This is a genomic window from Psychromarinibacter sediminicola (assembly GCF_029168335.1).
In the GTDB taxonomy this organism is placed as follows: Bacteria; Pseudomonadota; Alphaproteobacteria; order Rhodobacterales; family Rhodobacteraceae; genus Psychromarinibacter; species Psychromarinibacter sediminicola.
In genome coordinates this window covers 1-22183 of sequence record NZ_JARGYC010000053.1, presented here as the reverse complement: position 1 = coordinate 22183, position 22183 = coordinate 1, and the positions used below count along the sequence as shown (strand labels likewise).

General features: G+C 69.8%; 19 protein-coding genes. 15 read left to right on the top strand and 4 right to left on the bottom strand.

Annotation, left to right across the window (positions count from 1 at the left end):
- The first annotated feature begins 78 nt into the window (after positions 1-78).
- The 6 genes from P1J78_RS17470 (at position 79) to P1J78_RS17445 (ending at position 7339) form a co-directional block, all read left to right on the top strand.
- A complete protein-coding gene (locus P1J78_RS17470) occupies positions 79-684 on the top strand; it encodes an ANTAR domain-containing response regulator (RefSeq protein ID WP_275568665.1) in 606 nt (201 codons plus the stop codon).
- Positions 681-1859, top strand: a complete 1179-nt coding sequence (locus P1J78_RS17465; RefSeq protein WP_275568664.1) for an ABC transporter substrate-binding protein — start codon at positions 681-683, stop codon at positions 1857-1859. The genes P1J78_RS17470 and P1J78_RS17465 overlap by 4 nt, the downstream gene beginning before the upstream one ends.
- Before the next feature lie 280 nt (positions 1860-2139).
- Positions 2140-3507, top strand: coding sequence for a CmpA/NrtA family ABC transporter substrate-binding protein (locus P1J78_RS17460; protein WP_275568663.1), 1368 nt, complete (start codon positions 2140-2142; stop codon positions 3505-3507).
- A 111-nt stretch (positions 3508-3618) separates the two neighbouring features.
- On the top strand, positions 3619-4701 hold the full coding sequence (locus tag P1J78_RS17455; protein ID WP_275568662.1) for an ABC transporter permease: 1083 nt from the start codon (positions 3619-3621) through the stop codon (positions 4699-4701).
- A gap of 5 nt (positions 4702-4706) precedes the next feature.
- Positions 4707-6398 carry an ABC transporter ATP-binding protein gene (locus tag P1J78_RS17450; RefSeq protein ID WP_275568661.1) on the top strand — a complete coding sequence of 564 codons (1692 nt, stop codon included), beginning with the start codon at positions 4707-4709 and terminating at the stop codon, positions 6396-6398.
- On the top strand, positions 6398-7339 hold the full coding sequence (locus P1J78_RS17445) for a GAF domain-containing protein (protein WP_275568660.1): 942 nt from the start codon (positions 6398-6400) through the stop codon (positions 7337-7339). The genes P1J78_RS17450 and P1J78_RS17445 overlap by 1 nt, the downstream gene beginning before the upstream one ends.
- 13 nt (positions 7340-7352) lie before the next feature.
- Here the strand turns inward: P1J78_RS17445 and P1J78_RS17440 are convergent, their stop codons facing one another.
- Together P1J78_RS17440 and P1J78_RS17435 are read right to left on the bottom strand one after the other, a co-directional pair.
- On the bottom strand, positions 7353-7634 hold the full coding sequence (locus P1J78_RS17440; RefSeq protein ID WP_275568659.1) for a hypothetical protein: 282 nt from the start codon (positions 7632-7634) through the stop codon (positions 7353-7355).
- Positions 7597-7893, bottom strand: coding sequence for a BrnT family toxin (locus P1J78_RS17435; RefSeq protein WP_275568658.1), 297 nt, complete (start codon positions 7891-7893; stop codon positions 7597-7599). Before P1J78_RS17435 ends, P1J78_RS17440 begins: the two co-directional genes overlap by 38 nt.
- Before the next feature lie 95 nt (positions 7894-7988).
- Here P1J78_RS17435 and nirB point away from each other — a divergent pair, with 95 nt between their 5' ends.
- The 4 genes from nirB to P1J78_RS17415 all read left to right on the top strand — a co-directional run bounded on the left by nirB (position 7989) and on the right by P1J78_RS17415 (position 14625).
- Positions 7989-10421 carry a nitrite reductase large subunit NirB gene (gene nirB, locus P1J78_RS17430; protein ID WP_275568657.1) on the top strand — a complete coding sequence of 811 codons (2433 nt, stop codon included), beginning with the start codon at positions 7989-7991 and terminating at the stop codon, positions 10419-10421.
- A 102-nt stretch (positions 10422-10523) separates the two neighbouring features.
- Entirely contained in the window at positions 10524-10850 is a 327-nt protein-coding gene (gene nirD / locus P1J78_RS17425; protein ID WP_275568656.1) for a nitrite reductase small subunit NirD, read from the top strand.
- The gene (locus P1J78_RS17420) at positions 10847-13492 is read left to right on the top strand and encodes a nitrate reductase (protein ID WP_275568655.1); all 2646 of its coding nucleotides are present in this window, start codon (positions 10847-10849) and stop codon (positions 13490-13492) included. The genes nirD and P1J78_RS17420 overlap by 4 nt, the downstream gene beginning before the upstream one ends.
- Positions 13493-13500: 8 nt before the next feature.
- Entirely contained in the window at positions 13501-14625 is a 1125-nt protein-coding gene (locus tag P1J78_RS17415) for a siroheme synthase domain-containing protein (RefSeq protein WP_275568654.1), read from the top strand.
- Positions 14626-14728: 103 nt separating this feature from the next.
- Here the strand turns inward: P1J78_RS17415 and glpK are convergent, their stop codons facing one another.
- Entirely contained in the window at positions 14729-16213 is a 1485-nt protein-coding gene (gene glpK, locus P1J78_RS17410) for a glycerol kinase GlpK (RefSeq protein WP_275568653.1), read from the bottom strand.
- Positions 16214-16819: 606 nt separating this feature from the next.
- Between glpK and P1J78_RS17405 the strand changes: the two genes are divergently transcribed.
- From P1J78_RS17405 to P1J78_RS17385, 5 genes are all read left to right on the top strand, one after another.
- Complete coding sequence (locus tag P1J78_RS17405) at positions 16820-17698, top strand: SMP-30/gluconolactonase/LRE family protein (protein ID WP_275568652.1); 879 nt, start codon at positions 16820-16822, stop codon at positions 17696-17698.
- An 84-nt stretch (positions 17699-17782) separates the two neighbouring features.
- Positions 17783-18961, top strand: coding sequence for a mandelate racemase/muconate lactonizing enzyme family protein (locus P1J78_RS17400; protein WP_275568651.1), 1179 nt, complete (start codon positions 17783-17785; stop codon positions 18959-18961).
- Positions 18962-19879, top strand: a complete 918-nt coding sequence (locus P1J78_RS17395) for a dienelactone hydrolase family protein (RefSeq protein ID WP_275568650.1) — start codon at positions 18962-18964, stop codon at positions 19877-19879. It begins immediately after the preceding gene.
- A gap of 16 nt (positions 19880-19895) precedes the next feature.
- The gene (locus tag P1J78_RS17390) at positions 19896-20690 is read left to right on the top strand and encodes an NAD-dependent epimerase/dehydratase family protein (RefSeq protein WP_275568649.1); all 795 of its coding nucleotides are present in this window, start codon (positions 19896-19898) and stop codon (positions 20688-20690) included.
- A complete protein-coding gene (locus P1J78_RS17385) occupies positions 20687-21574 on the top strand; it encodes a 2-dehydro-3-deoxygalactonokinase (RefSeq protein WP_275568648.1) in 888 nt (295 codons plus the stop codon). Before P1J78_RS17390 ends, P1J78_RS17385 begins: the two co-directional genes overlap by 4 nt.
- Before the next feature lie 154 nt (positions 21575-21728).
- On the opposite strand, the gene P1J78_RS17380 is transcribed toward P1J78_RS17385, so the two are convergent.
- On the bottom strand, positions 21729-22183 hold a 455-nt coding region (locus tag P1J78_RS17380), incomplete at its 5' end, for a hypothetical protein (protein ID WP_275568647.1).

Here is a 22183-nt window from a genome sequence, read left to right as displayed (position 1 = left end):
GGCAATGGCCCCGGCAGCACACGCTCTCGCCGCGCCGCCGCATTGCACGCTGCGCCGCAGCGCCTTACAGGATTCGTCATGACCCCGTCACACGGCCCCACGGACCGCGGCCTCTCGGTCGTCATCGTCGAGTCCGACCGCGACCGCGCGATGCTCATCGTCGACAGCCTGCGCGAGGCGGGCGATTTCGACATCCATGTCATCTCCGAGGCCACCGGCCTCGCCCGCCACATCCAGGCGCACAATCCCGACGTCGTCCTGATCGACATCGAGAACCCCTCCCGCGACACGCTGGAGGAACTGGCGCTCGCCTCCGGCCCGCTCGACCGCCCCGTCGCGATGTTCGTCGACCGCTCGGCCGAGGGGCTGACCGACGCCGCCATCGAGGCCGGCGTCTCGGCCTATGTGGTCGACGGGCTGAAGCCCGACCGGCTGAAGCCGATCCTCGACGCCGCCGTCGCCCGGTTCCGCATGTTCCAGCGGATGCGCACCGAGCTGGCCGAGACCAAGCGCGCACTGGAAGAGCGCAAGGTCATCGACCGCGCCAAGGGCATGCTGATGAAGGCCAAGGGCCTGACCGAGGAAGAGGCCTATGCGCTCCTGCGCAAGACGGCGATGGACCAGGGCCGCAAGGTGGCCGACGTGGCGCAGGCGCTGGTGACGGCGGCGGGACTTCTGTCATGACCGCGACGCGCCTGGCCGTGGGCTTCATCCCGCTGCTCGACGCCGCCCCGCTCGTCGTCGCGCAGGAGATGGGCTACGCGGCCGAGGAATCGCTGGACCTCGACCTCCTGCGCGCGCCGTCCTGGTCGTCGCTGCGCGACATGCTGGTCTTCGGCCGGGTGCAGGCGGCGCATATGCTGGCCCCCGTCCCGGTGGCCGCCGCGCTGGGTCTCGGCGGCGCCGGCGCCCCGCTCGCCGCCGTCTCGGTTCTGTCGGTCAACGGCAACGTCATCGGCACCAGCCGCGCGCTCGCCGCCCGGCTGCGCGACCAGGGCCACGCCTTCGGCTTCGACGATGCCGGGGCCGCCGGCCGCGCCCTGATCGCCGCCGCGCCGCAGCCCCTGCGCATCGGCGTGCCGTTCCCCTTCTCGATGCATGCCGAGCTGCTCTACTACTGGCTTTCCGCCCTGGGCCTGCCCGCGCCGCAGGGCGTCGACATCCGCACCGTCCCCCCGCCGCTGATGGCCGAGGCCATCGCGGCCGGCGAGATCGACGCCTTCTGCGTCGGCGAGCCCTGGGGCTCGATCGTCGTGGAGCAGGGCGTGGGCGAATTGCTGCTGCCCGGCCGCGCGATCTGGAGCTTCGCGCCGGAAAAGGTGCTGGCCGCCCGCACCGACTGGGCGACGGCCGAGCCCGACCTGCTGGGCCGCCTGATCCGCGCGGTCTGGCGCGCCGGCCGCTGGCTGGACGCGCCGGGCAGCCGGTCGCTCGCCGCCGAGATCCTCGCCCGCCCCGAATATCTCGACCTCGACGCCGAGGTACTGGACCGCGGCCTGACCGGGCGGATCACCATCGCCGCCACCGGCGAACAGCGCGATGTTCCCGGCAACCTCGAATTCCACCGCGGCGCCGCCAGCTTCCCCTGGCGCAGCCAGGCCGCCTGGATCGCGGTGCAGCTCGCCGCCCGCACCGGGCTCGACCGCGCCGCCGCCGCCCGCACCGGCAGCGGCACCTTCCGCTCCGACCTCTACCGCGCCGCGCTCGCCGCGACCAAGGCCGACCTGCCCGGCGCCAGCGCCAAGCTGGAGGGCGCGCTGGCCGAGGAAACCGCCGTCGCCTCGGACGGCGGGCACCTGTTCCTGCGCCCGAACCGGTTTTTCGACCGCCGCATTTTTGACCCCGACGCGCCGCTCTGACCAAGATCTGAGCAGTTCGCCGCGCCGCAGAAAGTTGGAGCGGTCCAAACCCCGCCCGCCGCGCCGCCGGCGTTGATCGCCGCGGCGAATCGCGCCATCCATCGGGGCGTCGACAGGCAACGGTGTCTGTCCGCGATATTCTCCCAAGGACCGGGTGATCTGAGCACAGCCGCTCGACGTCTCGCCACGCACAGGCGGGATACGTCAGCGGCTATTTTCGTTTGCCCGGCCTCCTGTCGAACCAGGTCGGACCGGGCACAAGAACCGGGGACACGACCCAATGAAGACACTGATCCTATCGCTCGCCGCCTCCACGGCCCTCGCCACCGGCGCCTCTGCCCAGATGATGGACCTGGAGAAGGACGAACTGACCTTCGGCTTCATCAAGCTCACCGACATGGCGCCGCTCGCGGTGGCCTATGAACAGGGCTATTTCCTGGACGAGGGCCTGTTCGTGACGCTGGAGGCGCAGGCCAACTGGAAGGTGCTGCTCGACGGCGTCATCGACGGCCAGCTCGACGGGGCGCATATGCTGGCCGGCCAGCCGCTGGCCGCCACCATCGGCTTCGGGACCGAGGCGCATATCATCACGCCCTTCTCCATGGACCTGAACGGCAACGGCATCACCGTGTCGAACGAGGTCTGGGAGCAGATGAAACCGAACATCCCGACCAATGCCGACGGCCTGCCGGAACACCCGATCTCGGCCGAGGCGCTGGCGCCGGTGGTCGAGGACTACAAGAACCAGGGCAAGCCCTTCAACATGGGCATGGTCTTCCCGGTCTCGACCCATAACTACGAACTGCGCTACTGGCTCGCCGCTGGCGGCCTGCACCCGGGCTATTACAGCCCCGAGAACATCTCGGGCCAGATCAACGCCGACGTGCTGCTGTCGGTCACCCCGCCGCCGCAGATGCCCGCCACGCTCGAGGCCGGCACGATCTACGGCTATTGCGTGGGCGAGCCTTGGAACCAGCAGGCGGTGTTCAAGGGCATCGGCGTGCCGGTGATCACCGACTACGAGCTATGGAAGAACAACCCCGAGAAGGTCTTCGGCATCACCGCCGAGTTCGCCGAGGAGAACCCCAACACCACGCTCGCCGTCGTCAAGGCGCTGATCCGGGCCGCCATGTGGCTGGACGAAAACGACAACGCCAACCGCGAAGAGGCGGTCGAGATCCTGTCGCGCTCGGAATACGTGGGCGCCGACTACGAGGTGATCGCCAACTCGATGACCGGGACGTTCGAGTACGAGAAGGGGGACGTGCGCGAAGTGCCCGACTTCAACGTCTTCTTCCGCTACAACGCGACCTACCCGTTCTACTCCGACGCCGTCTGGTACCTGACCCAGATGCGCCGCTGGGGCCAGATCTCCGAGGCGAAGCCGGACAGCTGGTACGACGAGGTCGCGAAGTCGGTCTACAAGCCGGAGATCTACCTCGAAGCCGCCCGCATCCTGGTCGACGAGGGCCGCGCCGACGCGGCGGACTTCCCCTGGGACAGCGACGGCTACAAGGCGCCGACGCCGGCTGCCGATATCATCGACGGCATTCCCTATGACGGCCGCACGCCCAACGCCTACCTCGACAGCCTGCCCATCGGGCTGAAGGGCGAAGAGGTGATCGTGGGTAACGAGGTCCAGGGCTGACCCTCCGGCGCGCTCGTCAGCCTGACGGCTTTCCTCGCGGGGAAGGCCCCAAGGCCCGACGAGCGCCCCGCGCGGCCCCTCCCCAGCCATCCAAATCCCAGAGGACCAGCCATGACCGCTGTCGACCCCGACATCATCGAAGCCGACCACAAGGAGGCGCGCCGCGCCCGGTGGTTCACCCGCATCAACAAGGCCGACCGGTGGTTCCAGGTCCTGGGCCTGGCCTGGATCACGCCGATCCTGAAGGCCACCGCCGGCGACAACCCGCGCGCCCAGATGGGCGAGATCTGGCGCCTGCTCGGCGTCCCGCTCCTGGCCATCGCCGCCTTCCTGACGCTCTGGAGCGCGCTCGCCCCCACCGTCCAGACCTCGCTCGGCGCCGTCCCCGGGCCCGGCCAGGTCTGGGAAGAGGCCGTGAACCTGCACGAGGACGCGCAGGCCAAGGCGGTCAAGAAGGCCCGCTTCGAGGAGATGGTCGCCCAGCGCAACGAAAAGCTGATCGCGGCCGGCCGCGGCGACGAGGTCAAGAGCATCGCCTATACCGGCGCGCCGTCTTACTACGACCAGATCTGGACCTCGATCCAGACGGTGTTCTTCGGCTTCCTGATCGCCACGCTGGTCGCCGTGCCCATGGGCATAGCCGCCGGGCTCAGCCAGACGGCCAACGCCGCGCTCAACCCGCTGATCCAGATCTTCAAGCCGGTCAGCCCGCTGGCCTGGCTGCCCATCGTCACCATGGTCGTCTCGGCGGTCTACACCACCGACGACGGGCTGTTTGCCAAGTCGTTCCTGGTCTCGGCGATCACGGTCACGCTCTGCTCGCTCTGGCCCACGCTGATCAACACCGCGCTGGGTGTCGCGTCGATCGACAAGGACCTGGTGAACGTCTCCAAGGTTCTGAAGATGAACACCTACACGAAGATCACCAAGCTGGTGCTGCCTTCGGCCCTGCCGCTGATCTTCACCGGCCTGCGGCTGTCGCTCGGCGTCGGCTGGATGGTGCTGATCGCGGCCGAGATGCTGGCGCAGAACCCCGGGCTCGGCAAGTTCGTCTGGGACGAGTTCCAGAACGGCAGTTCCTCGTCGCTCGCCAAGATCATGGTCGCCGTGCTGACCATCGGCATCATCGGCTTCCTCCTGGATCGGGTGATGTTCGCGCTGCAGTCCCTCTTCACCTTCTCGAATAACCGGTGACTCCCATGAGCATCCTCACCTTCGACTCCGTCTCCAAGAGCTTCGGCGAAGGCACCGCCCGGGCCTACGTGCTCAAAGACATCGACCTGGAGGTCCGGGAGGGCGAGTTCCTCGTGCTCCTCGGCTTCTCCGGCACCGGCAAGACCACGCTGATCAACCTGATGGCGGGGCTGGAGCAGCCCACCGGCGGCAAGGTCACCTTCAAGGGCAAGCCGGTCACCGGCCCCGGCCCGGAACGCGGCGTGATCTTCCAGAACTACTCGCTGATGCCGTGGCTCACGGTCAGCGGCAACGTGGGGCTGGCGGTCGACACGATCTTTCCGGGCCTTTCGAAGCAGGAACGCGCCGACAAGGTCGCCCATTACGTCGAGATGGTCGGGCTCTCCCACGCCGCCACCCGCCGCCCGGCGGAGCTGTCGGGCGGGATGCGCCAGCGGGTCAACGTCGCCCGCGCGCTGGCCATGAACCCCGAGGTGCTGCTGCTGGACGAACCGCTCTCGGCGCTCGACGCGCTGACCCGCGCCAACCTCGCCGACGAGATCGAGCATATCTGGGAACAGGACAAGAAGACCTGCGTGCTGATCACCAACGACGTGGACGAGGCGATCATCCTCGCCGACCGGATCATCGCCCTGACCCCCGACGGCACCCTGGGCCAGGAATTCCCCGTCGACATCCCGCGCCCCCGCGACAGGGGCGAGATGAACCACCACGAGGGCTTCAAGACACTGCGCGCCGACGTCACCAGCTACCTGATGGATGTCGGCATCGAGGCCAAGGTCGAGGGCACCCGCCAACTGCCCGAGGTGACGCCGATCCACGACCTCCCCGCCGCCATCGCCAAGGCGCAGGAGGGGCTGATCGACGAACGCTTCCTCGACTTCTCGCAGCTGCACAAGGTCTACCCGACGCCCAAGGGCCCGCTGACCGTGGTCGAGGACTTCAACCTCAAGATGGACCGCGGCGAGTTCATCTCGCTGATCGGCCATTCCGGCTGCGGCAAGTCCACCGTGCTGACCATGGCCGCCGGCCTCAACGACATCTCCAAGGGTGCGATCAAGCTCGACGGCCGCCATGTCGAGGGCGCCGACCCCGAACGCGCCGTGGTCTTCCAGTCGCCCTCGCTCTTTCCCTGGCTGACGGCGCGCGAGAACTGCGCCATCGGCGTCGACAAGGTCTACCCCCGCGCCAGCCAGGCCGAGCGCCAGGACGTGGTGGAATACTACCTGGAGCGCGTCGGCCTGGCCGACAGCATGGACAAGTCCGCCGCCGATCTCTCCAACGGCATGAAGCAACGCGTCGGCATCGCCCGTGCCTTCGCCCTGTCGCCCAAGCTCCTGCTGCTCGACGAACCCTTCGGCATGCTCGACAACCTGACGCGCTGGGAGCTGCAGGAGGTGCTGATGGAGGTGTGGTCGCGCACCAAGGTCACCGCGATCTGCGTCACCCACGACGTGGACGAGGCGATCCTGCTGGCCGACCGCGTCGTGATGATGACCAACGGTCCGCAGGCCACCATCGGCAAGATCGTCAATGTCGACCTGCCGCGCCCGCGTTCACGCAAGGCGCTGCTGGAACACCCCGACTACTACCTCTACCGCGAGCAGGTGCTGACCTTCCTCGAAGACTACGAGCACGGGCGCACGCCCAAGGCCGACACGGCCGAGGCCAAGCCCGAGAAGAAGGAGGCCGCGTGATGGACGTGGCCATCGACACGCCGGCGAAGACCTTCATCGAGGTCACCGAGGTCTGGGTTCCCGACGGCGACCGCCTGGTCCTCGCCGAGGGCGACTACGGCGCGCTCGGTGCGTTCGAGGCCGCCTCGCGCCGCGAGAGCTTCGCCCGTGGCGAGGGCCTGCCCGGCAAGGCCTGGGCCGAGGCGCGGCCGGTGGTCCTCAAGGGCTTCGACGGTAGCTACTTCAAGCGGACCGAGGCCGCGACGGCCGCCGGCCTGACCGCCGCCGTCGCGATCCCCGTCTTCGCCGGGTCCGTGCTCAAGGCCGTCCTCGTCACCCTGTGCGGCGACGACGACAGCCGCACCGGCGCCATCGAGGTCTGGCGGGAGCAGGACGGCCTTTTGATGCTGGACGACGGCTATTACGGCGCCGCGAAGCATTTCGAATGGGTGTCGCAGCACACCCACTTCCCGCGCGGCCAGGGGCTGCCCGGCGGCGTCTGGGCGGCGAAGACCCCGATCCTGATGCGCGACCTCGGCTCGGGCTATCGCTTCATCCGCGCCGACAGCGCGGCGAAGGCGGGGCTGACCACCGGCCTCGGCCTGCCCGTGCCGGTTCCGGGCGGCAAGACCTACGTGCTCACGCTGCTCTCGGCCAAGGGCACCCCCATCGCCCGCCGCTTCGAGCTGTGGGACGCGCGCGCCGCCCGCAACGGCACGGCGAACGAGGCCCGCCTCATCGACGGCATCTGCGCCCGCGAAGGCGCGCTCTGGGATCCCGACAATGCCGGCAACGAACGCACGGTCGCCGCGTGGCAGGGCGCCATCGGCCGCGTCCTCGGCACCGGCGTGCCGCTTGTGCAAGGCGGCAAGCCCGGGCTGGCCGCAGGCTACGACTCCATGGTCGCCCTGCCGATCCACCAGGGCGGAGAACTCGCCCACATCGTCGCGTGGTATCTGTGATGACCGGCTACTGCTACTCCGCAGCCCAGCCCATCGCCTTGGGCAGCGCCGTGAACGCCTTCCGCGCCCGCTCCTCGAATCCGGGCTTGTTCGGTTCGAACGGAGTCAGCAACTCCTTCGGGAAGCCCGCTGCCTGGGCAGCAAGGAAGAACTGCTTGCGCCGGAGAACGAACTCTGCGGCTTCGACCGGGCTTGGAAAATCCGCGACATCGACAGCCCAAGCCGACTCGTACGCGGTCCATTCCGGGTTCAATTCATCATGTATCTCGGAGCGGTCTTCCGGTTTCTGCGACATAGGCGCGCCGTTCTCTGCGGTTTGCTTTCCTCAGAGATATAATCCGCATTCGGCTTCCACGCAAAACAAACACGAGAATGTGCAGACGATCGCCAATCGTTCCGCGCGCGATGACACGATCCTCGCCATAGTCGATCCGATCGTCCGCAAAGAGCTGCGCCGTCGACCAGTCGAAGCCCTCGGCGACAGAAAAGTCGATTCCGCGCAGTTCGACGTTCTGCCGGTTCTTGCTCTCATCCCACTCGAAATTGCTCGCCATGGTTCGCTCCGGTCCGACTCGCGAATCAATCTAGAGGAACGTGCGGACCTTGTGCGGCAATTCCGTAAGCCCCCGAGTTATAGAGAGGTTTCCCAATGACCCAACGACTCGTCGTCATCGGTGCCGGCATGGCCACCGGCCGCGTGCTGGAGCACCTGTTCGAAACCGACCCCGACGCCTACGACGTCACGCTGTTCAACGCCGAGCCGCGCGGCAACTACAACCGCATCATGCTGTCGCCGGTGCTCTCGGGCGAGAAGTCCTACGAGGAGATCGTCACCCACGACGACGCCTGGTACGACGACCACAACGTCACCTGCCGCTTCGGCGAGAAGGTCGAACGGATCGACCGCGACCGCAAGGTCGTCGTCGGCGAGAACGGCGAAGTGCCCTATGACAAGCTGATCCTCGGCACCGGGTCCGCGCCGTTCATCATCCCCTGCCCCGGCCACGACCTGCCCGGCGTCGTCGCCTATCGCGACCTAGAGGACACCAACGCGATGATGGAGGCCGCCGGCACCCCCGGTGCGCGCGCCGTCGTCATCGGCGGCGGACTTCTCGGCCTGGAGGCCGCCGCCGGCCTGCGCCTGCGCGGGATGGAGGTTACCGTCCTGCACCTCGCCGGCCACCTGATGGAACGCCAGCTCGACGAGGCCGCCGGCTACCTGCTGCAGAAGGACCTGGAAAGCCGCGGCATCACCGTGATGACCCAGGCCGCCACCAAGGAGATCCGCGGCGACGCGCATGTGGAGGAGGTGGTACTGGAGGACGGCACCGTCCTGCCCGCCGACATCGTGGTGATGGCCGTGGGCATCCGGCCGCAGGCGCAGCTTGCGAAGGACGCCGGGCTCGACGTGAACCGCGCGGTCACCGTCGACGCGCGGATGCAGACCTCCGACCCCGACATCTATGCCGTCGGCGAATGCGTGGAGTTCGACGGCAATCTCTTCGGCCTCGTCGCGCCGCTCTACGACCAGGCCAGGGTGCTGGCGAAGACGCTCGCCGGCGAGGACGCCGCGTTCCAGGTCAAGGAGCTCTCCACCAAGCTCAAGGTCACCGGCTGCGACCTGTTCAGCGCCGGCGATTTCGCCGAGGGCGAGGGCCGCGAGGACATCGTGTTCCGCGACCCCGCGCGCGGCATCTACAAGCGGCTGGTGATCGAGGAGAACAGGCTCATCGGCGCCGTGTTCTACGGCGACACGGCCGACAGCAACTGGTTCTTCGGCCTGATCCGCGACGGCGAGGACGTGTCCGAGATGCGCGACACGCTGATCTTCGGGCCGTCCTACCAGGGAGGGGCCGCCGCGGACCCTCTCTCAGCCGTTGCAGCCTTGCCGCCTGAGGCGGAGATCTGCGGCTGCAACGGCGTCTGCAAGGGGCAGATCACCCAGGCCATCGAGGGCGGCGCCACCGACCTCGCCGCGGTCCGCGCCACCACCAAGGCCAGCAATTCCTGCGGCACCTGCACGGGGCTGGTGGAGCAGCTTCTGTCGGTGACGCTGGGCGACGGCTACAGCGCGCCGGCGGCGCAGCCGATCTGCGGCTGCACCGAGCTGACGCACGAGGACGTGCGTCGCCTGATCAAGTCGAAGGAACTGAAATCGCAGGCCGCCGTCTGGCAGGAACTCGGCTGGACCACGCCCAACGGCTGCCACGTCTGCCGGCCGGCGGTGAACTTCTACCTGCTGGCCGACTGGCCGCTGGACTACCAGGACGACCCGCAGTCGCGCTTCGTGAACGAACGCAACCACGCCAACATCCAGAAGGACGGCACCTATTCCGTCATGCCCCGCATGTGGGGCGGCACGACCGACGCCAACGAGCTGCGCGCCATCGCCGATGCCGCCGACAGGTACGGCGCGACGGTCAAGGTCACGGGCGGCCAGCGCATCGACCTTCTGGGCGTGAAGAAAGAGGACCTGCCGGCGATCTGGGAGGACCTGAACGACGCCGGCATGGTCTCGGGCCACGCCTATTCCAAGGGGCTGCGCACGGTGAAGACCTGCGTCGGCAAGGACTGGTGCCGCTTCGGCACGCAGGATTCCACCGGCCTCGGCATCCAGCTGGAAAAACGTCTCTGGGGCGCCTGGACACCACACAAGGTCAAGCTGGGCGTCTCCGGCTGCCCGCGGAACTGCGCCGAGGCGACCTGCAAGGACGTGGGCATCGTCTGTGTCGACAGCGGCTACCAGATCGGCGTCGGCGGCGCGGCGGGGATGGACGTCAAGGAGGTCGAGCGCCTCGTCGACGTGACCACGGAACAGGAGGCCATCGACCACGTCGTCGCCTTCGTCCAGCTCTACCGCGAGAACGCCAAGTACCTCGACCGGCCCTACAAGTGGCTCGCCAAGGTCGGCATCGAGTGGGTGCAGGAGCAGGTGATCGACCCGGAGATACGCGCGGGCCTGATCGAGCGCTTCGATATCTCGCAGTCGGTCTACCAGAAGGATCCCTGGGCCGAGCACGTGCAGACCCGCCGCGCCCGCTATGCCCCGCTGGCCGACCTGACGCTGGAGGCCGCCGAGTGAACCGGTCGAAAGGGACCGCTTGGCCGTCGGCGGCCCCGGCGCCGCCGGCCAAGGGCCGCGCAACCGGCATTTCAACAACCGCTTGAACAAAGGACCGACGCCATGACCTGGATCGACATAGGCCGCATCGACGACATCCCCGTCCGGGGCGCCCGGCTGGTGAAGACACATCTCGGCTGTATCGGCCTGTTCCGCACTGCCGACGACGAGGTCTTCGCCGCCGCCGACACCTGCCCCCACAAGGGCGGCCCGCTCTCGGAGGGCATCGTCCACGGCCAGCGCGTCACCTGCCCGCTGCACAACGCCGTCTTCGACCTGAACACCGGCCAGGGCACCGACGGCTACCAGATCGACACCTACCCGGTCCGCGTCGAGAACGGCCGCGTCCTGCTCGACGCCGACGCGCTCGGCAAACGGAGCGCCGCGTGACCGCCGCAGACCCGCACCAGGGCGGCCCCGTCCGCTCCACCTGCCCCTATTGCGGCGTCGGCTGCGGCGTCCTCTTGCGGCCCGACGGTGCCGGCGGCCTCGGCGTCGAGGGAGACCCCGATCACCCCGCCAACCGCGGCCGCCTCTGCTCCAAGGGCCTGGCGCTGGCCGAGACCATCGGCCTCGACGACCGCCTGCTCGCCCCCCGGGTCGACGGCCACGACACCGACTGGGACACCGCGCTGCCCCATGTCGCCGACCGCTTCCGCGAGACCATCGCCGAACACGGCCCCGACTCGGTCGCCTTCTATGTCTCCGGCCAGATGCTGACCGAGGACTACTACGTCGCCAACAAGCTGATGAAGGGCTTCATCGGCTCGGCCAATATCGACACCAACTCGCGCCTCTGCATGGCCTCCACGGTGGCCGGGCACAAGCGCGCCTTCGGCACCGACACCGTGCCCGGCACCTACGACGACCTGGACCAAGCCGACCTGATCGTGCTGACCGGCTCGAACCTCGCCTGGTGTCACCCGGTCCTGCACCAGCGCATCCTCGCCGCCCGCAAACGGCGCGGCACCAAGATCGTCGTGATCGACCCCCGCCGGACGGCCACCTGCGACGCCGCCGACCTGCACCTCGCCCTCGCCCCCGGCTCGGACGTCGCGCTGTTCAACGGCCTTCTCGCGGCGATCCACGACCAGGGCGCCGTCGATAGGGACTACGCCCGCCACGTCGACGGCCTCGACGCCGCCCTCGCCGCCGCCGGCTCCGACCGGCCCGAGCACCTCACCGGCCTGCCCGCGGCGGAGCTGCAGCGCTTCTACGACCTCTGGATCCGCACCGATAAGGTCGTCACCGTCTTCTCCCAGGGCGTGAACCAGTCAAGCTCGGGCACCGACAAGGTGAACGCCATCCTCAACGGCCACCTCGCCACGGGCCGCATCGGTCGCCCCGGCATGGGGCCGTTCTCCGTCACCGGCCAGCCCAACGCGATGGGCGGCCGCGAGGTCGGCGGGCTGGCCAACCAACTCGCCTGCCATCTCGACATCGAGAACCCCGATCACCGCCGCGCCGTGCGCGAGTTCTGGGGCGCCCCCGCCATCGCGGCCACGCCCGGCCTCAAGGCCGTGGACATGTTCCGCGCCGTCGGCCGCGGCGAGATCAAGGCGCTCTGGATCATCCACTCCAACCCGGCCGTGACGATGCCCGACGCCGACGCCGTCCGCGCCGCCATTGCCGGCTGCGACTTCGTCGCCGTCTCGGATGTCACGGCGAACACCGACACCGCCAGGCTGGCGCATGTCCTCCTCCCCGCCGCCGCCTGGGGTGAGAAGGACGGCACAGTCACCAATTCCGACCGCACGATCAGCCGCCAGCGCGCCGCCCTGCCGCCTCCGGGCCAGGCCCGCCCCGACTGGCAGATCATCGCCGGGGTCGCCCGCCGCATGGGCTGGCGCGACGCCTTCGACTATACCGCGCCGGTGGAGATCTTCCGCGAATACGCGGGGCTCTCGCGCATCTCGGGCCTCATGGGCCGCGACTTCGACATCTCCGGCCTCGCCACCCTGCGCGACATCGACTACGCCGCCATGGCCCCCGTCCGCTGGCCCGTCACCGCGCAGCGGCAGGGCGGCCGCTTCTTCGCCGACGGCCGGTTCTTCACCGAAACCGGCCGCGCCAACATGCTGCCCGTCCGCCACCGCGCACCGGCCGCGAACCCGGACCGGCGCCACCCCTACCGCCTCAACACCGGCCGCCTGCGCGACCAGTGGCACACCATGACCCGCAGCGCGAAGTCGCCGCGCCTGTCGGCCCACCGGCCCGAGCCGTTCTGCGAGATTCACCCCGAGGATGCCACAGCCCTCGGCATCGCCCCCGCCGGCCTCGTCGAGCTGAGCAGCCCGCACGGCCGCGCCATCCTCCGCGCGCTCATCACGACCGATGTCGGCAAGGGCGAGCTTTTCGCCCCCATGCACTGGACCGGCGAGACGGCGCCCTCCGCCCGCATCGACGCCCTCGTCGCGCCCGCGACCGACCCGGTCTCCGGCCAGCCGGAAAGCAAGGCCGCGGTCGTCGCGGCCAGACCCTACGCCGCGACCTGGTACGCCTTCGCCGTCTCCGCCGCCCCGATGACGCCCGACGCCCCCTACTGGTCCCGCGCCCGCACCCGCAGCGGCTGGCGCGCGGAACTGGCCGGCACCGAGGCGCCGGCGGACTGGGAGGCGCAGGCCCGCGCCCTGTTCGGCCTCCCCGACGCCGCCGTGCAGGCCGTCACCGACCCCGCGCGCGGCCACCACCGCTTTGCCTTCCACGACGGCGACCGCCTGCTGGCCGCCCTCTTCGTCGCGCCCGAGCCGGTGCTGGCCGGCCGCGACTACCTCGCCACCGTCCCCGGCACCGACGCGCCCGAGGCGATCACCGGCCGCGCCCCCGCCGACCGGCCCGATCCCGGCCCCGTGGTCTGTTCCTGCTTCGATGTCGGGATCAACACGATCCTGGCGGCCATCGAGACGCAGGGCCTGCACAGCGTCGACCAGATCGGCGCCGCGCTGCAGGCCGGGACCAACTGCGGCTCCTGCCGCCCGGAACTCGCCACGCTGATCGCCCGCGCCACCGCCCCCGCCGAAGCCGCCGAATAGGAGGTCCGATGAAGTCCTTCCCGATGTTCATCCGCACCACCGGCCGCCGCGTCGTGATCGTCGGCGGCGGCGAACAGGCGGCACAGAAGGCCCGGCTCCTTCTGAAGACCGATGCGCAGCTGATCCTCGCCGCCCCGGAGCTCGACCCGGAACTCCGGGCGCTGGTCGACCGGGGCCGCGCCGACTGGCACCGCGGCCGCCTGACGCCGGCGCTGTTCGAGACCGCCGCCATGGGCTTCATCGCCACCGGCTGCCCGGGCCTCGACGCCTGCGCCCACGCGCTGGCCCGCGCCGCCCGCTGCCCCGTCAACGTGGTCGACCGCCCCGACCTCTGCGACCTGACGACACCGTCGCTGGTGGACCGCGACCCCGTCGTGGTGGCCATCGGGACCGAGGGCACCGCCCCCGTCCTCGCCCGCCAGATCAAGACGCAGGTGGAGCAGATGCTCGCCCCGACGCTGGGCGGCCTCGCCGCCTTCGCCGGCCGGATGCGCGGCGCCGTCGCCGCCCGCGTGCCCCGGGACGCCCGCCGCGCCTTCTGGCGCTGGGTTTTCGCCGACGCGCCCCGCGCCGCCTGGACCCGCGGCGCCGAGCGCGAGGCGGCGCAGGCGATCAAGGACGCCATCGCCGCCGGCCGCGCCCCCGACACGCCCCGCGGCGGCCACATCGCGCTGGTCGGCGCCGGCCCCGGCGCGCGCGACCTGCTGACTCTGCGCGCCGTGCAGCGGCTGCAGGAGGCCGACGTGATCTTCCACGACCGCCTCGTCGATGCGGACATCCTCGAACTCGCCCGCCGCGACGCCGAGCGGGTCCATGTCGGCAGGACCGCCGGCGCCGCCGCCTGGCCGCAGGACCGCATCGACGCCCTGGTCGTGGCCGAGGCCGCGAAGGGCCGACAGGTCGTCCGCCTGACATCGGGCGACCCCGGCATCTCCGGCAACGCCGCCGAGAACCTCACCGCCGCCCGCGCCGCCGGCATCCCGGTGGAGATCGTCCCCGGCATCGCCGCCGCGCCCGCCGGCGCCGAGCCCTATCTGTCCTACGACCTCCAAGACCCTGCCCAGCGGAACGCCGCGCCGAAGCGGGCGGGAACCGACCCCGGCCGACCCCGTGCCGTCCACGAGTCCCGTTAGCGCTATCTACAACGATTTCAGATACCTGGCATAGTGTCCAACCTCGGACACCCTCGGACACGCCGCCCGCGCAAGCCGCCAAGACCCGCCCCCCGCGCGCAGATCAGACCGACAGCGTCGCCTCGACCGCCTTGCGCCAGCGGCCATAGCGCGCCTCCCGCTCCGCCGCATCCATCGCCGGATCGAACCGCCGCTCCAGCGCCCAGCCCTGCGCGAAATCCTCCGGCCCGGGATAGAGCCCCGCCCGCATCCCGGCGAGCCACGCGGCGCCCAGCGCCGTCGTCTCCAGCACCGCGGGCCGGTCCACCGGGGCGCCCAGGATGTCGGCCAGGAACTGCATCGTCCAGTCGGATGCGCTCATCCCGCCATCGACCCGCAGGATCGCCTCGCCCGCGCCGCCCATATCGGCCTGCATCGCCTCCAGCAGGTCGCGGGTCTGGAACCCCACGCTCTCCAGCGCCGCCTTCGCGACTTCCGCCGGCCCCGAGCTCCGCGTCAGCCCGAACATCGCCCCGCGGCAGTCGGCGTTCCAATAGGGCGCGCCCAGCCCGGTAAAGGCGGGCACCAGGATCACCTCCTGCCCGTCATCCGCCGCCTCGGCCAAACCTTGCGTCTCCGGCGCCGCCTCGATGATCCGCAGCCCGTCGCGCAGCCACTGCACCACGGCGCCGGCGATGAAGATCGACCCCTCCAGCGCATAGGTCGGCACCCCGTCCAGCTGATAGGCGATGGTCGTCAGCAGCCGGTTCTCCGACGCCACCGGCGTCTCGCCCGTGTTCAGCAGCGCAAAGCACCCGGTCCCGTAGGTGGATTTCAGCATCCCTGGCCGGAAGCACGCCTGCCCCACCGTCGCCGCCTGCTGGTCGCCCGCCACGCCCAGGATCGGCACGGCCGCGCCGAACCACTCGGCATCGGCCTCGCCGAACGCGGCGGCACAGTCCTTCACCTCCGGCAGCATCTCCATCGGCACGTCGAGAAGGTCGCACATGGTCCGCGACCAGCGCCCCTTGCGGATGTCGTACATCAGCGTCCGCGAGGCATTCGTGGCGTCGGTCACATGCGCCCGCCCGCCCGTCAGCTTCCAGATCAGCCAGCTGTCGACCGTCCCGAACACGAGCTCGCCCGCCTCCGCCCGCGCCCGCGCGCCCTCGACCTCGTCCAGCAGCCATTTCAGCTTGGTCCCCGAGAAATACGGATCGCACAGCAGCCCGGTCCGTTCGGCGATCGCCGCCTCGTGCCCCGCCTCGCGCAGCGCGCGGCAGGTCTCCGCCGTCCGCCGGTCCTGCCAGACGATGGCGCGGTGGATCGGCGCGCCCGTGGCCCGGTCCCAGACCAGCGTCGTCTCGCGCTGGTTGGTGATGCCGATCCCGGCCAGGTCCCCGGCCCCCGCGCCGGCCGTCTCCAGCGCCGCGCGGCAGGTGGACAGGGTCGTCTGCCACAGATCCTCCGCGTCGTGCTCGACCCAGCCGGAGCGGGGGTAATGCTGCAGAAACTCCTCCTGCGCGACGGCCACGACGCGCATCTCCGCATCGAACACGAGCGCGCGGGTCGAGGTCGTCCCCTGGTCGATGGACAGAATGTAGCGCATGGGCCTCCCTTCCCGGTTCGCGGCGCGTGCCCGGCAGGATAGGCCGAAGACGACACGCGGGTGAAGGGGCCGTCGCGGCATTTCTCCGGGCGGCGCGACGCATGCCGAGCCGCCCACGATCCACCCGGACCCCATTTGCGCCGCCCGCACCCACCAATCCACCACCCCACCCTTCTTCTGGCCGGAAATACTCCGGGGGGCCGTTCATCCTGCGCCATCGGTTCAAGCACGATGGACGGCGGGGTTGGCCCCCACCCGCGCCGGATCCCGCAAGAGAGCGCGTCGAACCGATGCCCTCTTGCCGCAACGCACTCTAATTCCGCTTGGCAACGCCGCGGGATCGCGAGAGGGTGGCCCGCGTGGTGGACAGGAAGGCGACAGAGACAGACCCGGAACCCCCGGCCACGCCGCCATGGCGCGGCTCTCCGGCAGCCGGATCCTCGCGATGCCGCGCCGGCGGATACGCTTCGCGGGCCGGGTCGCGCGCCAAACGGAGCATCGCGAGCTGCGCGACGCCACCGCCTCCGGCCGCTCCGGCCCAGGCCCGCGCGGCCATGAAACGACATGTCAGCGCCCTGGACGGGCGCATATACAAGGGGACAGCGAATGCAGGTTGAATGCGTGGTACCCAGCCGCTCGAAGCTGGGCGAAGGCGCGGTCTGGGACGTGGACGACCAGGCGCTCTGGTGGGTCGACATCAAGGCCGGCCTGATCCACCGCTACGATCCGGTGACCGGCGAGAACCGCAGCCACGACTTCGGCGAGCCGGTAGGATGCCTCGCCCGCCGCGCGGGCCGCGACGACCTGGTGGTGGCGGCTGCCAGCGGCTTCTGGTTCTACGACCCGGCGACCGGCGCCAAGGAGCCGATCACCGACCCCGAATCGCACCGGCCCGACAACCGCTTCAACGACGGTACGACCGACATGCAGGGCCGGTTCTGGGCCGGCACCATGAAGGAGGGCGGCGAGCCCGAGCGGCTGGGCCGGTTCTACCGCCTCGACCCGGACCGTTCGGTGACGCCCTGGAAGGACGGCATCTTCACCACCAACGGGCTCGCCTTCTCGCCCGATGGCAAGACGATGTACTTCTCCGATTCCAACCCCTCGGAGCGCACCATCTGGGCCTGCGACTACGATACCGACACCGGCACGCCGGGCGAGCCGCGGGTGTTCTTCGACACCCGCGCGGTGGCCGGCCGCCCCGACGGCGGCACGGTGGATGCCGACGGCTGCTACTGGCAGGCGGGCGTGTCGGGCTGGCAGCTCTACCGCATCACGCCGGACGGGCGGGTGGACATGACCGTGGACATGCCGATCGAGAAGCCGACCAAGCCGATGTGGGGCGGCAAGAACCTGGACGTGCTGTTCGTGACCTCGCTGTCGCTCGGCCTCGCCGAGGGCTCGGACCAGCCGGAAGCCGGCAGCCTCTTCGCCGTCACCGGCCTGGGCTGCCAGGGCGTGCCGCAGGCCCGGTTCGCGGGCTAGGCATGCCCGTCATCACCCGCCCCGGCCGGCCCGCCGCATCGAGGCGGCCTGGGCCGGCCCGCACAACAAGACACGGATAACGCCATGAAAATCACCGGACTGCGCAGCTACATGTCCTGCGACCGCGATCGCCCGCGCGTTCTGGTCGCCCTCGACACCGACGAAGGCGTCACCGGCTGGGGCGAGTGCTACAACCACGGCCCCGACCGCGCCCTGCCGCCGCTTCTGGACTATCTCTATCTCCAGCTCGAAGGCGAGGACGCGACCCGCATCGAACGCCTGATCCTGAAGCTATTGCAGCAGTCCCGCTTCCCGCCCGGCGCGCTGGGCCTCGCGGCGATCAGCGCCATCGACCATGCGCTGTGGGACCTGAACGCCAAGGCGCTCGGCGTGCCGGTCTACCGCCTGCTCGGCGGGCACGTCCGCGACCGGGTCCGCGTCTATCTCGGCGTCTATTCCGCGCCCGAGGCCGAGGACATCCGCGATTTCTGCGCCGGGAAGACCGAAGAGTTCGGCCTGACCGCCTTCAAGCTGTCGCCCTACCGCGTCGACATCCATGCCGAGCCCTGGGGCAAGGTGATCCGCTCCACGACAGAGTGGATGGAGAAGCTGACGGACCTCTGTCCCGACACCGAGTTCGCCTTCGACGCCCACGCCAAGATATGGGAGCCGTGGCAGGCGGTCGATCTCGGCAACGCGCTGGCCCCGTTCCACCCGCTGTTCTACGAGGAACCGATCCGGCCCGAGAACATCGAGGCCTGGGGCGATCTGAACGCCAAGCTGACGGTGCCGCTGGCCACGGGGGAATCGCTCTACAACCGCTGGGAATTCCTGCGCCTGCTGAAATCCGGCGGCGCCGACATCGTGCAGCCCGACATCTGCGTCGTCGGCGGGCTCTACGAGATGCGCAAGATCGCCGCGCTGGCCGAGGCGTTCTACGTGCCCGTCGCGCCGCACAACCCGATGGGCCCGCTCGCCACGGCGGTGAACCTGCACTTCTCCGCGGCCTGCCCCAACTTCAAGATCCTCGAATACCGCCTGCCGATGGGCGCGGCCTATACCGGCCACGGCCTGTCGGACAGCGACGAGACCGCGCAATACGTCAAGGATCCCTACCTGCCGGTCGACGGCCACCTGGATCTGCGCCCCGACCGCCCCGGCTGGGGCGTGGAGATCGACGAGGAGTACCTGAAGACCGACCGCTACGTGCACTGGGAACGCAAGGTGCCCACCCGACCCGACGGATCCTATGGGTTTCCGTAGATGACGGCCGGGGATCTCCGCACCACGCTGCAGCGCCTGACCGGCTGGGCTCCGCACCCGGCCGTTCCGCACGCGCAGACCGCGGGCCCCCACCCCGGCGGCCACATCGTGGAAGAGCTGACGCTCGACACCCCCACGGGCGCGATCCCCGGCACCCTGATCCGCCCCGACACCGCCGGCCGCTGCCCCGCCGTGCTCTACTGCCACGCCCACGGCGGCGACTACCGGCTCGGCCGCCGCGAACTCCTCGAAGGCAGCCGCTTCCTGCAGGACCCACCCTACGGCCCGGCGCTCGCCGCAGCCGGCTTCGCCGCGCTCTGCATCGACATGCCCGGCTTCGGCGACCGCCGCGACGAAGGGACAGAAAACGACATCGCCAAGGCGCTGTTCTGGGACGGCCGCAGCCTGTTCGGCGCCATGCTGAACGACCTCGCCGCCGCCTTCGGCTACCTGACAACCCGCCCCGACATCCACCCCGGCCGCATCTTCACCCTAGGCCTCTCGATGGGCGCCGCCCATGCCTTCTGGCTCGCCGCGCTGGAGCCGCGCCTCGCCGGAACTGCCCACCTGTGCATGCTGGCCGATATCGGCCCGCTGATCGCCGACGGCACCCACGCGAAGCACGGCTTCTACCTCACCGTCCCCGGCCTGTTGCGCTTTGCCGAGATGGGCGACATCGCCGGCCTCGTCGCCCCGCGCCCGCAATTCGCCTGCCACGGCGGGCAGGACCACCTGACCCCCGCCCCGGCCCGCGATGCGGCGCTCACCCGCCTCAAGGCCGCCTACGAGACCGACCCGGACGCGCTCACCACCGCGCTCGACCCCAATGCCGGGCACGGCGAAAGCGCCCCGATGCGCGTCGCCGTGCTCGACTTCCTGACCCGGGCCGCCGCGCCCGCACAACCGACAATCCAGTAACCACCGGAGGAGACACATGAAACGCCTGCTCATCACCGGCGCCGCCGGCAATCTCGGGGCCCAGATGCGCACCCGCCTCGCCCACCTCGCCGACACCGTCCGCCTGTCCGACAGGGGCGACATGGGCCAGGCCGGCCCGAACGAGGAAACCGTCCCCTGCGACCTCGGCGACCGCCAGGCCGTCGAGGATCTGGTCAAGGGCTGCGACGGCATCGTCCATTTCGGCGGCCAGGCGAACGAGGCGCCCTGGTCCACCATCCGCAACGCCAACCTCGACGGGGTCTACAACCTCTACGAGGCCTGCCGCCTGCACGGCTGCAACCGCGTCGTCTTCGCCAGTTCCAACCACGCCACCGGCTACTACAAGCAGGACGAAGTCATCGACAACAGCGTCTACCCGCGCCCCGACGGGCTCTACGGCGTGTCCAAGGTGTTCGGCGAGATGATGGCCAGCCTCTACCACGACAAGTTCGGCATCGAGACCGCCAGCATCCGCATCGGCTCCAGCTTCCCCGAGCCGCGCAACCACCGGATGCTCTACACCTGGCTCAGCTACGACGACCTCGCCCGCCTGATCGAGCGCATCTTCGACGTCCCCAAGCTCGGCTGCCCGGTGATCTACGGTGCCTCGGCCAACGACCAGACGTTCTGGGACAATTCCAGAATCGCCTGGCTCGGCTGGCGGCCGCAGGACAATTCCGCCGCCTGGAAGGAAAAACTCGACGCCGAGGTCGAGAAACCGGCTGCCGACGCGCCCGACGTGGTCTATCAGGGGGGCATGTTCACCGCAGACGGCATACACCAGGAATGACGGCCGACTGGATCGCCGTCGACTGGGGCACGACGCACCTGCGCGCCTGGGCGATGACGGGGGCCGAGATCGCGGCCTCCGCCGAGTCCGACGATGGCATGTCCCGGCTGGCGCCCGACGAGTTCGAGCCGGCCCTCCTGCGCCTCGTGGGCGACTGGCTGGGCGAGGGCGCCACCCGCGTCACCGCCTGCGGCATGGTCGGCGCCCGCCAGGGCTGGGCCGAGGCCCCCTACCGCCCGGTCCCCTGCACCGCGGCCGGCGGCGGCACCCTGCCCGTGCTGACCCATGACGCCCGGCTCGACGTCCGCATCATCCCCGGCCTGTCGCAGGACAGCCCCGCCGACGTGATGCGCGGCGAAGAGACCCAGATCGCCGGCTTCGTCGCCGCCAACCCCAAGTTCGACGGCATCCTCTGCCTGCCCGGCACCCACACCAAGTGGGCGCATGTCTCGGCCGAAGAGGTCGTGTCGTTCCGCACCTTCATGACCGGCGAGATCTTCGCGCTTCTGTCCTCCCAGTCCGTCCTGCGCCACAGCCTCGCGGCCGAGGACTGGGACGCCGACGCCTTCGCCGACGCGGTGGGCGAGGGCCTGTCGCGCCCCGAATCCTTCGCCGCCCGCGCCTTTTCGCTGCGCGCCGAGCACCTGCTGCACGACCAGTCCGCCACGGTCTCCCGCTCCCGCCTCTCCGGCTGGCTGATCGGCGCCGAGCTCGCGGCCGCCCGCCCCTACTGGCTCGGCCAGCCCGTGGCGCTCATCGGCGCCCCCGCGCTGTGCCACCTCTACGCCGCGGCGCTCAAGTCGCAGGGGCTGGAGGCGCCCATCGCCGACGGCGACGCGATGACGCTGGCGGGGCTGGCGGCGGTGCAGTTGGGGCGGGTGTAGGGGGGGCGGTGGTGTAGATCGGTGAGTTCGGATCGACCGTTTGTCATGTTCGGCCCGGAACAGTCGCTGACGGGCCGACCTGCCCCGCAATGCAGCGTCGCCATACCGGCCATTCGCGTGAGCTTGCGTTCAAGCAGCCATGGCGTTCGGATAGCTATGCTGCAAAACGGCGCAGATCGCCGAAGACCTCTGTTAGCAAGCGCGTTCTGATCTCCGCAATATCATCATCGCCCATTTCCTTCGCCAAAATCAGCAACGCGTGAGCAGGATTGTCGGGAACCATGGGATCATCTTTGACCGGGTCGTCAAACAGGCAAACACTTCGCGTTCCGTCCGCCTGTTCCAGCGCCCTGATGAGCTGCGCCTCGCCCTCGATGACGCCTACGGCGGTATCTTTTTCGCTATGTGATGCAATCGCGTCGGCGTGCATCTTCAATTCGTCTTCGGAGAGGTGTTTGGGGCGCATCAGTGACAACCCCTTCTCTTTGATATGAGTAGGCGGGAACACCCCCGGCTTAGAGCGTTTGCCCACCGACATGAATCGATTGGGGATTCCCATTCGGCCGAGGGACTGATTCACTGACCCTGGGGCAGATACTGGGGGCAGCG

Excerpts from the sequence above, each read along its gene's own strand:
- P1J78_RS17470 (WP_275568665.1), top strand. The coding sequence starts at position 79 with ATGACCCCGTCACACGGCCCCACGGACCGCGGCCTCTCGGTCGTCATC.
- P1J78_RS17465 (WP_275568664.1), top strand. The coding sequence starts at position 681 with ATGACCGCGACGCGCCTGGCCGTGGGCTTCATCCCGCTGCTCGACGCC.
- P1J78_RS17460 (WP_275568663.1), top strand. The coding sequence starts at position 2,140 with ATGAAGACACTGATCCTATCGCTCGCCGCCTCCACGGCCCTCGCCACC.
- P1J78_RS17455 (WP_275568662.1), top strand. The coding sequence starts at position 3,619 with ATGACCGCTGTCGACCCCGACATCATCGAAGCCGACCACAAGGAGGCG.
- P1J78_RS17450 (WP_275568661.1), top strand. The coding sequence starts at position 4,707 with ATGAGCATCCTCACCTTCGACTCCGTCTCCAAGAGCTTCGGCGAAGGC.
- P1J78_RS17445 (WP_275568660.1), top strand. The coding sequence starts at position 6,398 with ATGGACGTGGCCATCGACACGCCGGCGAAGACCTTCATCGAGGTCACC.
- P1J78_RS17440 (WP_275568659.1), bottom strand. The coding sequence starts at position 7,634 with ATGTCGCAGAAACCGGAAGACCGCTCCGAGATACATGATGAATTGAAC.
- P1J78_RS17435 (WP_275568658.1), bottom strand. The coding sequence starts at position 7,893 with ATGGCGAGCAATTTCGAGTGGGATGAGAGCAAGAACCGGCAGAACGTC.
- nirB (WP_275568657.1), top strand. The coding sequence starts at position 7,989 with ATGACCCAACGACTCGTCGTCATCGGTGCCGGCATGGCCACCGGCCGC.
- nirD (WP_275568656.1), top strand. The coding sequence starts at position 10,524 with ATGACCTGGATCGACATAGGCCGCATCGACGACATCCCCGTCCGGGGC.
- P1J78_RS17415 (WP_275568654.1), top strand. The coding sequence starts at position 13,501 with ATGAAGTCCTTCCCGATGTTCATCCGCACCACCGGCCGCCGCGTCGTG.
- glpK (WP_275568653.1), bottom strand. The coding sequence starts at position 16,213 with ATGCGCTACATTCTGTCCATCGACCAGGGGACGACCTCGACCCGCGCG.
- P1J78_RS17405 (WP_275568652.1), top strand. The coding sequence starts at position 16,820 with ATGCAGGTTGAATGCGTGGTACCCAGCCGCTCGAAGCTGGGCGAAGGC.
- P1J78_RS17400 (WP_275568651.1), top strand. The coding sequence starts at position 17,783 with ATGAAAATCACCGGACTGCGCAGCTACATGTCCTGCGACCGCGATCGC.
- P1J78_RS17395 (WP_275568650.1), top strand. The coding sequence starts at position 18,962 with ATGACGGCCGGGGATCTCCGCACCACGCTGCAGCGCCTGACCGGCTGG.
- P1J78_RS17390 (WP_275568649.1), top strand. The coding sequence starts at position 19,896 with ATGAAACGCCTGCTCATCACCGGCGCCGCCGGCAATCTCGGGGCCCAG.
- P1J78_RS17385 (WP_275568648.1), top strand. The coding sequence starts at position 20,687 with ATGACGGCCGACTGGATCGCCGTCGACTGGGGCACGACGCACCTGCGC.